Source organism: Lonsdalea populi (assembly GCF_015999465.1).
Classification (GTDB): domain Bacteria; phylum Pseudomonadota; class Gammaproteobacteria; order Enterobacterales; family Enterobacteriaceae; genus Lonsdalea; species Lonsdalea populi.
Genome location: NZ_CP065534.1, coordinates 3,262,691 through 3,275,612 on the forward strand (window position 1 = coordinate 3,262,691; position 12,922 = coordinate 3,275,612).

Consider the following 12,922-nt stretch of genomic DNA (forward strand, 5'->3'; position numbering starts at 1 on the left):
CCATCCAGTAATAGAGTCATAAACTTCTACGTTTTCGGGTGTGCACGAGCAGCGCGCGTCAACGCGGGGTGACTGAATTCCCCCCCTTCATTTTTTCAAATTTGGCAATCATCGCAAGAATAACGTTTCTCAAATCCCCGGAAGAGAACAACGTCGCCGCCATCACCCTAAATTTTATAAAGTTGATGGTCGGTGAATCGAAGCCAAACAAATAACCATCCTTCGAGAAAAGGTGTAAATGGCCAAAGTTTGGTATGGCTTTGATTTCTTCTTCGGTCATATCGCCATAGGTCATATCCGCAGCCGGGCTGCCGTCGGCGTTGAAACCGGGCTTACGCGGCGACTGATATACCAGTACGGGGACATGGATCCGCGTCGCACTGGTGGTGTCGGTGACTTCGGTGACCTTGAGCGTCGGCTCGGGTTCGGTTCGCGGCGTGGCAGGTCGGGGCGCAAATCCCCAGCCGGCTTTCTGTGCCGGCGCATTCACCCTGGCGCGGTCATAGGCATTCCGGACGGCATTGGCGAAATCGCGGTTGGCATTGATGTCTAACGAGCCGGCCGTTAATGAACAACAGGCGTGCTCTTGCGAGCCTAATACGACGGTTCTGGCATCCAGCGCACTGCCTTTTTCGGGCGGCAGGATGCGGGTAAATTCCTCCGGCGTCAGTTCATCAATACGCTTGGTGATCAGCATGTTTCATTCCCTGTAAATGGATTCATCCTTGTGGCGCGCGGATATTCTATGCGCCGCTTATTGTTATGTAAATGAACGATATGCCACGAAAAAACCGCCGAATTCGGCGGTTTGATTTTCCCTGGTGTCAGCATGTGTTTTTAGTATGCAGACTCATGATGACATCAGGGCTGTTTATTTTATAAACGTTTCTACAGATCGATTTCTCGATTTCGATCGGTATGAGCGATCAATCGTTCAAGCTGGTTTTCGCTACCGACTGCGGCATTACTCAGGTTCATCCGGCCAGGTGATATCCGGCGCGGTTGACGTATCAATGGATTGCAAGGTCTGAATGTATTTCATCCAGGCAATCAGGCGGGCTTTGTCCTCGTCACTGATAAGGCCAAGCTGTAATTCAGTCTGCCACAGGTTGATAGCGCCTTTCGCCGCCGCCAGAAGCGTCGTTTTTTTCTGCTCGGCGTCCTGTACCTGGCCGCGTTTTAAGGCGTCCTCATCAATGACCCATTGGTTGCCGTTCCAGGTGTCGTAAGGCGTTGAGGGGGCGATGGCCGTCACGTTGTCGGGATAATCGCCCGGTACGGTGATTTCAACAGGCAAACCGCTGATTTTGTCATACACCGTTTCGCCTCGGTGGTCGGGAACATATTCCCACTTATCTGCGCCGACCGTGCGGCAAACGGCAAAACCGGCTTTCATATTGCCCGGCGCATCGCTGCAAGAGTTCGCGGGAATACCCACGCCCACGGCGAGATACTCGACGGAAGAAGACCGATATTCGCGCGTGTCGCCGTCAAAGTTATAGACGGTCAGTTCACCGGCTCGGGTAGCAATGCCGTGGTTATTCAGTACCGCTTTCGCCATCATGCCGCCCTCACAATGTAGTTAAATGACACGTTACGGGGGCGAACATAGGCGCGTCCCCGAGAACCATGATTACTTCCTAAGGACAATGAACTTGCCGCGCCGGTTTCACCCGTATTAAAGGGACGCTCGCTGTTACCAAAACCAATGGCGGCCGCTTCTGTATTCGCCTCAATATTGGCCTGTATCCAGCTCGCTTCCTGCATACTGAGCAGGTCTCGAGCGCTGTCGAGACCTCTGCCATCATCCCAGCCACGGATAAACTCGCCGCGTAAATCAGGCAAATTGCCGGAAGGGTACGCCACAGCCAGCTTCGGATACTCCGCCTTATCAAAGGGTGCGCCATTGCATTTCAGCCAGCCCTGGGGCGGGGTTGCCTGCGGCCACGGCTGCGGAACGCCGACTGGAAGGTAGCGATCGATATCGGCAGTTTTAAGGTACTGCGGGTGGGGATGCGTGGCGGCCAAATGCGCGGCCAGCAGGCTATCCGCATACCGGTGCTGGACCGCCGCGAACTGCTCGACTACGTGGAGTGCGTGCAGATGGATCGCTGGTATGAACCGCCGGTGAGTTTCGACGGGCTGGCGCGCACGTTCCGCGCCGCCGTGCATCACAGCTCGCCGATCAACGTGAAGCGTAACATCCTGACCAGCACGTTTATCCCGCATCCGCTGCTCAGTCAGCAGGCGTTCAGCCGTTTCGTGCAGGACTATCTGGTCTTCGGCAATGCCTATCTGGAGAAGCGCACTAACCGGCTAGGCGGCGTGCTGTCGCTGGAGCCGGCGCTGGCAAAATATACCCGGCGCGGCGTCGATCTCGATACCTACTGGTTTGTGCAGTATGGTCTGACGACGGAGCCTTACGAGTTCACGAAAGGCAGTCTCTTTCATCTGATGGAGCCGGATTTAAATCAGGAAGTCTACGGCCTGCCGGAATACCTGTCCGCCATCCCGTCGACGCTGCTAAACGAGTCGGCCACGCTGTTCCGCCGCAAGTATTACCTTAACGGCAGTCACGCGGGGTTTATCATGTATATGACTGCCGCGGCGCAGAATCAGGAGGACGTCAACAACATCCGCCAGGCGATGAAAAGCGCCAAGGGGCCGGGCAACTTCCGCAACCTGTTTATGTACTCGCCGAACGGCAAGAAGGACGGCATTCAGATCATCCCGCTGTCCGAGGTGGCCGCGAAGGATGAGTTTTTGAACATCAAGAACGTCAGCCGCGACGACATGATGGCCGCGCACCGCGTGCCGCCGCAGATGATGGGGATCATGCCGAGCAATGTCGGCGGCTTCGGGGATGTGGAGAAGGCGAGCAGGGTATTTGTGAGGAATGAGTTGATGCCGTTGCAGAGGCGGTTTGAGGAGTTGAATGAGTGGTTAGGAGAAGAAGTTATTAGGTTCGGGCTGTATAGCTTTCTTTGACCACAATGAAAGAGCTGCAGTTCTCAGCAGCTCTCTATGATGAAAGCTTATTGGCTAAACACGCAATCCTCTGGATTGGAGGATGTGCAGTGAACAAACACACTGCCGTCGGATTGCTTCTCATCTTGCCAATATTCCCCTAATGGTTTTACAGGCCATTTTAATGTGAGAGACATCCTCATTCCGGAAACATTGTCCTGGCCTACATAATCACAAGCAACCAGATTCTTGACGTTGAGAATATAGGCCTCTTTGAATGAAACGTTTTGCAGATCATTTTTTTCGGCATAAGGGTTCTCGCCCGTCCATTTCATGTTATTCCCAGCGTTAGCCTTATAACTGTAGCCTGAGTCGGCTTTATTTTGTTTTATCTTATTAATTGATGGACATGAAAATACGGTCGCTTCAGCATGACCAATCATAAGAAAAGAGAGTAAAGAAATAATTAACTTGCTATTAGCTGACATATTTTAAATCCTTTTTAATACTGCTAGTCCTTTGGATGACGCTATTGAACTCATCACTGTCACAGCGCAGGTGATTTATGCCATATGATTCATGGTAAGTCTATAATATTCACGGAATTTAACAGTAAAAATAATAGAAGCAGTGAGTCTCATTAAGGAGGGATGATTTCAGCGTGTGTGAAGGAGGAACCAAAGAATAACCAGTCTATATGATCCCTTTCATCGTATTTACCTCAAATATTAAACAAATATTGATGTTGAAGTTTCGATGGTCTCGCGCTCACGTTCCGCGCTTTCGTGCGTCACAAATCCCCGATCAACATCCGTAGGCGATGAAAAGCGACAAGGGACCGGGCAACTTCCGCAACCTGTTTATGTACTCGCCGAACGGCAAAAAGGACGGCATTCAGATCATCCCGCTGCCCGAGGTGATCGCGAAAGATGAGCTTTTGGGCATCAAGAACGTCAGCCGTGACGACATGATGGCCGCGCATCGTGTGCCGCCGCAGATGATGGGGATCATGCCCAGTAACGTGGGCGGCTTCGGGGATGTGGAAAAGGTGAGCTGGGTGTTTGTAAGGAATTGTAAGTATCCCGATAAAACGTCCCATTCACATTTAGAGATCTTCCGGCATACTGAATATGTCCCCATGAGGAGATCGCCATGCGTAAAGCCCGATTCACCGAACATCAGATCATCGCCGTTCTGAAGTCTGTCGAAGCTGGACGGACCGTCAAGGATGTGTGTCGCGAGGCCGCTATTTCTGAAGCCAGCTATTACAATTGGAAGGCGAAGTATAGCGGGATGGAAGCTGCAGATATTAAAAAGTTCAAAGATCTGGAGGAAGAGAACCGGCGGCTCAAACAGATGTTTGCCGATCTGAGCCTCGAAAACCGGGCACTGAAGGACGTCATAGAAAAAAAAGCTTCAAAGCCAGCGATAAAGCGTGAGTTTGTCAGCTATCTGACGACGCAGTTTACGATGAGCATACGCCAGGCATGCAGGACGTCATCGCTGAGCAGGACGGTGTTTCGTTATCAACCGGATACACGACGTGATGAACCGGTGATCCAGAGCCTGACTGAGGCGGCTGAACGCTATCCTCGCTACGGCTTCAAGAAGCTATTTCAGGTTCTTCGCAGGCAGGGAAATACCTGGAATCATAAGCGTGTACACCGGATTTACTGCCTGCTGAAACTGAATTTTCGTCGCAAAGGAAAACAACGACTGCCATTGCGTAATCCGGTTCCGCTGGCCACACCGGGAGCGGTGAACCAGAGTTGGTCCATTAATTTTATGCATGATGCGCTCGTCTGCGGCAGACGCTTCAGAACCTTCAACGTGGTGGATGATTTTAACCGTGAGGTGCTGGCGATAGAAATCGATCTGAATATCCCGGCTCAGCGTGTCGTCCGGGTACTGGATAGGATAGTGGCAAACCGCGGATATCCACTGAAGATACGGATGGGCAATGGGCCGGAATGAGTCTCACTGACTCTGGCACAGTGGGCTGAAGAGCATGGTGTGATGCTGGAGTTTATAAAGCCGGGTAAACCAACGCAAAATGCTTTTATCGAACGCTTTAACCAGACATACCGGACAGAAATACTGGATTTTTACCTGTTCAGAACACTGAACGAGGCACGGGAAATCACAGAGCGCTGGCTGACGGAATACAACAGCGAGCGGCCTCATGAATCCCTGAATAACCTGACACCGGAAGAGTACCGGCTAATGGCTGAAAAACCGGAACTCTCAAAAAATGCGTGGAACTAAAACGGGTGTGCTTACAATTTGTTTGTTTTATAACCACTTATGATGATCAATTTTTCGATTTTGATCGATAGCAGCGATCCATCAGGCAATGCGTCTGCAGTCGCTTCGAAGCGCATTGGCCGGGGGACGGCTAACTGGGCGTAGCACATTAATCAAGCTGAGGTGCCAAGCGTGCTTGATCCGGACTTTACCCCACCAATGCGAACAACACCTAAACTCACCACGACGTTGCCGTAAAGAAAGAGTGAGAATGAAAATGTAGCGCGCAACCCTATGCCGTCCGTGTTAAATAAACATCTTCATAATAAGGAAAGAATAAACGAAATGGATAAGACAGGAAGTTTTCCGGCATAACGGAGAACAATACGAGCGTAGACTTGCGATGCATTAATGCCAGACATTGATTCATCACCTCCCTCATCTTATTTACTCAGGGTGTCCTTTGACACCTTACCCTTATTAACTGACTGATATACCTTAATTCACCATGAATTAAAAAACGGGGGTAAATAGGATAATTTATTCTATAGTCATCTAGACTCGTGAATATTACATCATCCAAGCAGAATAATTAATGACCGAGATTAACTATTTTTACTTCAATACTTCAACCAATAACATTCATCTATCCTATTCGGAGCAGAAAAGCCGCTACTCCACGGATAATAAGGAAAAAATTGAGGGACTCATCACGCTAACCCCACACCAAAGCCAGTACTTTAAACCATAAAAGATAAAAAAAAAGCATATAAAATCAAAAATAAAGAAAAACACAATATATTAAAATTAATTACCCTCTGAATTTGGCTTAGTACTCAAAGCACCTATAATTAAAATTAATATATCCAAACAAAATAGGAGAAGTCGGTAAGTTCATTCAACTAATAATGAATTCCTGGTTATTAATATTCTGCCATTTAATTGATTAACGTCTATCATCGCTTGCCACTATTAATAATAAGCGCTGTAAACTTCAATCACCCTACCTATATATGTCTCTTTATCTTAAGGACACATATAAAGAAATGGTCATCTATGACTGAGGAATAATATGAAAACAGTTCGTTCACTTGCTCTTTCCCTATTGAGCACCGCGCTAACCCTGTCTTTTGTTGCCGCTGCTCATGCGGCTACCGGGTCACTGACCGGCGAGATTGGCGTTCAACTGACCATTGGGGAAGGCTGTACGGTTTCCAATAACAATTCATCCAGTGGGGCGAACGAATGGGGAACCTTGAACTTTGGTGAATACGCCGACCTGACCAACGCCGTTAACGGTACCGTTATCGGCAAAGATGGCAGCAGCACAGTATCCATCACCTGCAGTAATGGCCTGTCTCCTTCTCTGGCTTTGGATGGCGGTTTATACGGTACTTCCTCCGTTCGTAATTTGTCATCCAACGGTGGCAGCACCGTGATCCCTTACCACCTGTATTCAGACAGCAGCCGTAGTTCCGAAATCGCGATCAATGGCTCTCTGTCTCTGAATGCCGACGGTAGCGCGCAGAACATCCCGATTTATGGCCGTATTTCTCCGGCGGACCAGTCCACGACCGCCCCTGCATCCGGTACTTATACAGATATCGTAACCGCCACACTGTCCTGGTAGAGCAGGCAATCAGGGAGAAACGCATTGAGGTTCGTTATTAAGGCGGGTTTGGTGAAGCGCTTATGGCAGTGGATGCCGATCTTCGCCAGCCTGCTCGTCTCTCCATGTACTTCGGCAAGCAGCGTCAGCAAGCAGTTTACGGTAGCGGCAATCATCAACAGCGGCTGCGTCTTCGGCAATAGCGCCAGAAGTACGGCATCCCATTTAGGCACCTTGAACTTTGGCGAGAAGGCCTTTTTGGACAGCAACGTTGATGTTACCAGTACCAGCGGTGGCAGCTCCATTGTCGTGACATGCACACCCGGGCTCGCCATCAGTATTGCTATGGACTATGGGGTGAATGGCGGAAGCAGCTCGTCCCGCTACATGGCAAGAAATAACAGTAGCGACACCATCGCCTACCAGCTCTATCAAGATGCCGGACGCAGCATCGTCTGGGGAACGGGTTCTCTGGCCTATGGTGTTTCTTCTTTTCCCACCGGTACGCAAACTTATCCAGTCTATGGCCGTCTGTTTTCGTCCAACATCCAACCTTCGGCAGGCACGTATACAGACACAGTCACAGTCACACTTACTTATTGAAATTACCCAATAAAATGGAAAAAATACTCACAAAATGGCATTTGACGCTCTTTGCAACTTTGCTCGGTTTATTCACCGCTTCCGCCCTGGCGGCCAGCTCGGTTCTGGTGTGGCCGATTTATCAGGTCATCGAGTCGGATGAAAAGGGATCCGCCCTGTGGCTGGAAAACCGCGGTTCAACGCCAGTGACGCTGCAGATCCGCGTCTTGGCCTGGCAGCAGCAGGACGGCAAGGATCGCTACGCGAATCAGACCGATGCTATCGCCAGCCCACCTTTCGCCACCGTACCGCCGAATCAGCGTCAGATGATCCGGCTGATGAAAACGATCCCCATCGCGCCGCAAAGCGAACGCGCCTATCGCATCGTGATCGATGAAATCCCAACGCTCAACACCGCCGATAAAACGCAATCCGGGCTGAAGCTGCAGATGCGCTATTTGCTGCCGTTGTTTATGACGGGCGACGGTATCGCGCTCAAACCGCCGAAAAATAAACATTCGGACGATTCGATGTTAACCCACCCCTTACTCAGTTGGCGCCTGATCCGCAACGGTGAGCAGACAGAGCTTGCCATCAAAAACAGCGGCATCGTCCATGCACGGCTGAGCAATGCCTTCTTTGGCGATAAGCCGCGCGCGACCAAATCGTCAATTTCGCTGGCTCAGGGTTTTTTTGCTTATGTTCTGCCGGGGCAGGAAGTCCGCTGGCCGCTGCCTGTGAATAAACGCCCTGTAATGCAGAGCCATCTCTACGCTCAATTAGCCGATAACCATCCGCCAACGCTCATCAGCCCCGCGCCTTAATGAGGGAAAAGAATGCTTATTTTATGCCATGGATATTGGCTGCGGCGCTATATCGGGGTCATCCCCCTGCTCGTTGTCGCGTATGGCGATCCGGCTGCTGCTGCGGAAGAGTATGGCGATTTACCCAAACCACCTCAGACTGCGCCCACCGTCGAGAACACCACGTATTACCTGACGTTGATAGTGAACGGCGTCTCAGATCGACAGGTGGTTCCGGTGCAATACAATCGCGGACACTTCTTGGTGGAATCGGGCGTTTTAGCCAAAAGCCACATCCGTATCGGGACGCAACGTTCCGGCTGGGTCGACGTCAACACGCTCCCCAGGGTGAAGGTTTACTATGACTCCGGCAATCAGTCATTGAATCTGACCGTTCCACTGGAATGGCTGCCAGAGCAGTCGGCCAACAGCGGGGAGATGGTCAAGGCGACGGAAGCACAGAGCACGCCCGGCCTGGCGTTTAACTACGATGCGTATTACTTCAAGGGCTATCAATCCTCACAAAGCCTGACCACCTGGCTGGAACAGCGGCTGTTCAACGATTACGCCCTTATTTCCAATACGGGGACCTACTCACACTATTTCAGTAACGATCAAGACGGCAACCGTAACAAAGGGTATCTGCGTTACGACACCTTCTGGCGTTACAATGATATCGACGATATGCACACCTTTCAGGCGGGCGATTTCATCAGTAATTCGCTGACCTGGAGCAATTCAGTACGTATGGGAGGCGTGCGGTTTAGCCGCGATTTCGCAGTACGTCCGGATATCGTCACCTACCCGCTGATTCAGTACGCCGGGGCAAACCCGTTACCGAGTACGGTCGATCTGTTTATCAATGGCTACAAGGCCAGCAGTGCCTCGCTGAATTCCGGTCCTTTCACGCTCACCAACGTGCCCTATATCAATGGCGCGGGCGAAGCGACGGTCATCACGACCGATGCGCTGGGACGGCAGGTATCCACCAGCGTCCCCTTTTACGTGTCTAACGCCTTGCTGCGTAAAGGATTAGATGACTTCGATGTGTCTCTCGGCGTTTTGCGCCGCAACTACGGCGTGAAAGATGCGGATTATGGCCAGGCGGCGGCCAGCGGCATTTATCGTCGCGGCCTGACTAACTGGCTGACGCTGTCAAGTCATCTGGAAACCTCCGAAAATCTGTTGCTCGGCGGTGTGGGCGGCGATCTCGCCATCGGCCACTGGGGCACGCTGAGCAGCGCCTACAGCCATAGTCAGGATAACGGTCAGGGCGAGCAGTTCGTCGTGGGCTACTCCTACTACGCGAATACGATGGGGATTGCGGCTCAGCATGCCGAACGCAGCAAAAACTACCAGGATTTGAGCGTCGCCTCCAGCGGCGGCCACCTCAGCAAACAGTCCGATCAGATAACCTTCAGTACGACGCCTTTTGGACGCGGTAACGGTACGCTGGGGCTTGGCTACTTCGATATCCTCGCTTATGACGATACTCGAACTCGTCTGTCCAACCTCTCCTACAGCTGGTCGATTTGGGACAAGGCCAGCATGTATTTCTCATTAAATAAGAACATCGGGAGTCACGGCTACGGCGCGCTACTGCAAATGATCGTGCCTCTGGACAACGGCATATCCGCTACCGCCAGCGTGCAGAAAAACTCGGTGGGCGAGTATACCGAACGCGTGTCGATGACGCGCACCACGCCGACAGAAGGCGGGCTGGGCTGGAACGTCGCCTACTCGGGCGGCGACAGCCACGACCAGCAGGCCAGCCTCACCTGGAAAACACAGCGGGCGACCTATCAGACGGGCATGTACGGTGCGGCCTCGGCTTACAACTACTGGGGCGATCTCAGCGGTTCAGTGCTGTATATGGACAACACGTTTTTCGCGGCCAATAAGATTAACGACGCCTTTATCGTCGTCAGCACCGACGGCTATCCCGATGTTCCGGTCAAATATGAAAACCAGCAGGTTGGCACGACCAGCAATACCGGTCACATCCTGGTGCCCTGGGTCAGCGCCTATTATCCGGCCCGCGTCGAAATCGATACGCTGGATCTCCCTTTAGGCATTGATGCCCCCGAGACGGAACGACGCATCGCGGTGAAGGAAGGCAGCGGCGCGCTGGTGAGATTCAGCGTCCGGCAGGTGCATTCGGTCAACCTTAATCTGGTGGACGACAAGAAAGCGGCGCTACCAGTGGGCTCTTACGTCACGGATACCGTCAGCGCAAAAACCGCCATCGTCGGCTATGACGGTCAGGTGTTTATGGAACAGGTCACGCCGCACATCAAACTTCTTGTTCAACGGTCAGACAGCGGTACTTGTGAAGTAAATATCGATTTACCGGATAACAAGCCGGGCATCGCCATTCTAGGAGAGAAAGTGTGTACAGCTACGGAAACCAGGGCGGATACCGCGCCCTCGAAGGATCAATAATATGATTTTTTTTCGGTTATTTATGATACTGCTTTTAGGGATGTCGAGCCTGTCCACCGCCTATGCTGGCTGTAGCTCGTCGTCCAGCAGCTCGTCATTCGGCTCAATCAGTTCGTTTACGCTCGCCGGCACCGCGCAAACGGTGCAATCCGGCAGCGGGTTCACCTGCTCCGGCAGCCTGCTATCATTGATCAGCACCAACACTGTGACCGCTACCATTGCGTCAACCACCAACGCTTCCGGCGCCACGCCGCGGTTGTATAATGCCAGTACCGGTGAATACATCCCCTACACCATTTGCAAGGACTCCGGCTGCAGCACCACCTACCCGATTGGGGATACCATCAAATGGAGCAGCACCACACTGCTCGGGTTGTTGGGACTATTCAACTCCAGCGATGGGTCGTTGCCCGTCTATCTGAGGACGTCGACAGGTACCAATGTGGCCGCCGGCACCTATACCGACAACATCACGCTATCCTGGTACTACAAAATCTGTTTTGTCGGGGTATTGGGCATCTGCGCCTACACCACAGGGACAGACACCTCGGTCGTCCCAGTATCCATGGTCGTCACCAACGACTGCTATATCGACAGCGCGCCGGACGTTAACTTCGGCACCCAGGCGCTTCCCAGCAGTTTTTCCGCCGTCAGCAATGCGCTCAGCGTGCAGTGTACGCGCAACGCCACCTACTCCGTCGACCTCACCAGCCTCAATGCCGGCAGCAGTAGTTGGCGGCAAATGAACGCACTTATTAATGGCTCCACCTACTCTTTGCAATATCAGTTCTACCGATCAGATGGCACCGCGTGGACCAGCGATAACGATTACGGCGCCACAGGTTCGGGGAATTCGCAAAGCATCAGCTACACCGCGAAGATCAACCCAAATCAGGACAATGTACCGGCAGGATCCTACAGCGATACGGTAACCGTTACCGTAACCTATTAGCCGGGCAAAGACAGGCGGACCGGACCCGGTCTGCCTTGCCCTGATTAACTATTGACCCGGGTGCTGCTTCAGCCATTTTTGCATCTGTTCAATTTCAGGCTGCTGCGCTTTGATAATAGCTTCTGCCAATTTACGCAGCTCGGGATCTTTGCCGAATCGCAGCTGTGTCTTCGCCATCGCAATCGCGCCCTGATGGTGCGCGATCATACCTTGCGCAAAGGCGACGTCGGGATTCTGACTCGACATGTTTTTCGTCATATCGCGATGCATGTTTTCCGTATCTTGCTGATAAGCCTGCTCGAAATCCGCTGAATTGGTGGTCTTATGGTTTCCATCGTGAGTGCTTTCAGCCGCCAGCACGCTTAATGGAGCCAGAAGAAAACCAACTAACAGCCAGTGACGATGCTTCATCATCGATTACCTCATCATGGTGGGGGGAAGAGAAAACATACCCTTTTGATCGGGGGAAAGGTCAAGACTCACCGCAAGAAAATGCCGATGGAGGAGCGTAAAACCGTCGTCACACGGAGAAAGCATGGAACGACAGCCGATAAAAAACCGCCGAGTGACGGACAGAGTCACTCCGGCGGTTAACAAGCCGATGATTATTGCTCGGCTTTAGGCGTGTGATCGGGCTTAGGCGCGTGTTCGCCTTTGGCCAGACGCTTTTCAAAGTTCGCGTTGAACTGTTTTTTCTGTTCCGGCGTCAGCACGTTGTAAATCTTATTCTGCGTTTCGAGATGTTTCAGCATGCGCGCCTTGCCGGCCTCTTCCATTTTGTCGACCAGGCTTTCGGCTTTGGCCGCGTCAAAACTGTCGGCGGCGATGACGTTATGCATTGCGGTGCGGTCTTCCGGCGCTGGGCGAGGCACATCTTTACGAGCGGTCTCCATGATATCTTGAATTTTCTGTTTCTGGTCTGCGGTCAGGTTCAGGCCTTTGAACATCATGCCATGTTCCATCCCTTCGCCCGGTCCATGATGCTTCATCATTTGCTCGCCATGCGGCATCGCTGGTTTGCTGTCCTGTGCGTTAGCAGAGCCAGCCGCGCCGAAAGCCAGCGCGGAAGCAATCACGATAGCGGTTAATTTAGACATAAACTTCCCTCATATATGGTTTATCAGCATGAATGCTGTTTATCATTCGTTCTCAGGGATGAGTATAGGTCACAGAATTTAAGATAGTGAGAGTAAGGGTAAAGCTTTGAAAGGACAACGGGCGAGAATATCGCCATTTGTGGGCAAAGTGACAATATTACGTAAGCAAACATAGAAACTAGCAGGACGGCGAGGAGATAAAGGAGAGCGACTCATGCCTCTCCTT

Annotated in this window: 11 protein-coding genes and 3 pseudogenes; 8 read left to right on the forward strand and 6 right to left on the reverse strand. The window is 51.8% G+C overall.

Going from position 1 to position 12,922, the window contains the following annotated elements:
• Positions 1–58 precede the first annotated feature (58 nt).
• From I6N93_RS14390 to I6N93_RS14400, 3 genes and pseudogenes are all read right to left on the reverse strand, one after another.
• Positions 59–697, reverse strand: coding sequence for a hypothetical protein (locus I6N93_RS14390; protein ID WP_197669169.1), 639 nt, complete (start codon positions 695–697; stop codon positions 59–61).
• 267 nt (positions 698–964) lie between these two features.
• The gene (locus tag I6N93_RS14395) at positions 965–1,561 is read right to left on the reverse strand and encodes a tail fiber assembly protein (RefSeq protein ID WP_085690276.1); all 597 of its coding nucleotides are present in this window, start codon (positions 1,559–1,561) and stop codon (positions 965–967) included.
• A pseudogene (locus I6N93_RS14400) lies at positions 1,561–2,058 on the reverse strand (phage tail protein); the annotation flags it as partial. The pseudogene I6N93_RS14400 and the gene I6N93_RS14395, both read right to left, overlap by 1 nt.
• On the opposite strand from I6N93_RS14400, the gene I6N93_RS14405 reads away from it, so the two are divergent.
• Positions 2,014–2,988, forward strand: a complete 975-nt coding sequence (locus I6N93_RS14405) for a phage portal protein (RefSeq protein ID WP_085689788.1) — start codon at positions 2,014–2,016, stop codon at positions 2,986–2,988. The pseudogene I6N93_RS14400 and the gene I6N93_RS14405 sit on opposite strands and share 45 nt — an antisense overlap.
• A gap of 47 nt (positions 2,989–3,035) precedes the next feature.
• On the opposite strand, the gene I6N93_RS14410 is transcribed toward I6N93_RS14405, so the two are convergent.
• Complete coding sequence (locus I6N93_RS14410; RefSeq protein ID WP_085689786.1) at positions 3,036–3,455, reverse strand: DUF3757 domain-containing protein; 420 nt, start codon at positions 3,453–3,455, stop codon at positions 3,036–3,038.
• A gap of 329 nt (positions 3,456–3,784) precedes the next feature.
• Here I6N93_RS14410 and I6N93_RS14415 point away from each other — a divergent pair.
• From I6N93_RS14415 to I6N93_RS14445, 7 genes and pseudogenes are all read left to right on the forward strand, one after another.
• Positions 3,785–4,165 (forward strand): annotated as a pseudogene (locus I6N93_RS14415) (hypothetical protein); the annotation flags it as partial.
• Positions 4,120–5,232, forward strand: a pseudogene (locus I6N93_RS14420) (IS3 family transposase). The pseudogenes I6N93_RS14415 and I6N93_RS14420, both read left to right, overlap by 46 nt.
• Before the next feature lie 1,051 nt (positions 5,233–6,283).
• Positions 6,284–6,841 (forward strand): Csu type fimbrial protein, encoded by a 558-nt coding sequence (locus tag I6N93_RS14425; protein ID WP_085689784.1) that lies wholly within the window; start codon positions 6,284–6,286, stop codon positions 6,839–6,841.
• 72 nt (positions 6,842–6,913) lie between these two features.
• Positions 6,914–7,423 carry a Csu type fimbrial protein gene (locus I6N93_RS14430; protein ID WP_085689793.1) on the forward strand — a complete coding sequence of 170 codons (510 nt, stop codon included), beginning with the start codon at positions 6,914–6,916 and terminating at the stop codon, positions 7,421–7,423.
• A 14-nt stretch (positions 7,424–7,437) separates the two neighbouring features.
• The gene (locus I6N93_RS14435; RefSeq protein ID WP_085689782.1) at positions 7,438–8,226 is read left to right on the forward strand and encodes a fimbrial biogenesis chaperone; all 789 of its coding nucleotides are present in this window, start codon (positions 7,438–7,440) and stop codon (positions 8,224–8,226) included.
• 12 nt (positions 8,227–8,238) lie between these two features.
• Entirely contained in the window at positions 8,239–10,647 is a 2,409-nt protein-coding gene (locus I6N93_RS14440; RefSeq protein WP_099017454.1) for a fimbria/pilus outer membrane usher protein, read from the forward strand.
• Between the two features lie 40 nt (positions 10,648–10,687).
• Positions 10,688–11,599 carry a Csu type fimbrial protein gene (locus I6N93_RS14445; RefSeq protein WP_232100167.1) on the forward strand — a complete coding sequence of 304 codons (912 nt, stop codon included), beginning with the start codon at positions 10,688–10,690 and terminating at the stop codon, positions 11,597–11,599.
• A 48-nt stretch (positions 11,600–11,647) separates the two neighbouring features.
• On the opposite strand, the gene copM is transcribed toward I6N93_RS14445, so the two are convergent.
• Positions 11,648–12,010: a CopM family metallochaperone gene (gene copM / locus I6N93_RS14450; protein WP_085689790.1), complete on the reverse strand. Its 363-nt coding sequence runs from the start codon at positions 12,008–12,010 to the stop codon at positions 11,648–11,650.
• A gap of 194 nt (positions 12,011–12,204) precedes the next feature.
• Entirely contained in the window at positions 12,205–12,696 is a 492-nt protein-coding gene (spy, locus tag I6N93_RS14455; protein ID WP_085689778.1) for an ATP-independent periplasmic protein-refolding chaperone Spy, read from the reverse strand.
• Between the last annotated feature and the right edge of the window lie 226 nt (positions 12,697–12,922).

Excerpts from the sequence above, each read along its gene's own strand:
- I6N93_RS14425 (WP_085689784.1), top strand. The coding sequence starts at position 6,284 with ATGAAAACAGTTCGTTCACTTGCTCTTTCCCTATTGAGCACCGCGCTA.
- I6N93_RS14435 (WP_085689782.1), top strand. The coding sequence starts at position 7,438 with ATGGAAAAAATACTCACAAAATGGCATTTGACGCTCTTTGCAACTTTG.
- I6N93_RS14390 (WP_197669169.1), bottom strand. The coding sequence starts at position 697 with ATGCTGATCACCAAGCGTATTGATGAACTGACGCCGGAGGAATTTACC.
- spy (WP_085689778.1), bottom strand. The coding sequence starts at position 12,696 with ATGTCTAAATTAACCGCTATCGTGATTGCTTCCGCGCTGGCTTTCGGC.
- I6N93_RS14405 (WP_085689788.1), top strand. The coding sequence starts at position 2,014 with ATGCGTGGCGGCCAAATGCGCGGCCAGCAGGCTATCCGCATACCGGTG.
- I6N93_RS14440 (WP_099017454.1), top strand. The coding sequence starts at position 8,239 with ATGCTTATTTTATGCCATGGATATTGGCTGCGGCGCTATATCGGGGTC.
- I6N93_RS14410 (WP_085689786.1), bottom strand. The coding sequence starts at position 3,455 with ATGTCAGCTAATAGCAAGTTAATTATTTCTTTACTCTCTTTTCTTATG.
- I6N93_RS14430 (WP_085689793.1), top strand. The coding sequence starts at position 6,914 with ATGCCGATCTTCGCCAGCCTGCTCGTCTCTCCATGTACTTCGGCAAGC.
- I6N93_RS14445 (WP_232100167.1), top strand. The coding sequence starts at position 10,688 with ATGTCGAGCCTGTCCACCGCCTATGCTGGCTGTAGCTCGTCGTCCAGC.
- I6N93_RS14395 (WP_085690276.1), bottom strand. The coding sequence starts at position 1,561 with ATGGCGAAAGCGGTACTGAATAACCACGGCATTGCTACCCGAGCCGGT.
- copM (WP_085689790.1), bottom strand. The coding sequence starts at position 12,010 with ATGAAGCATCGTCACTGGCTGTTAGTTGGTTTTCTTCTGGCTCCATTA.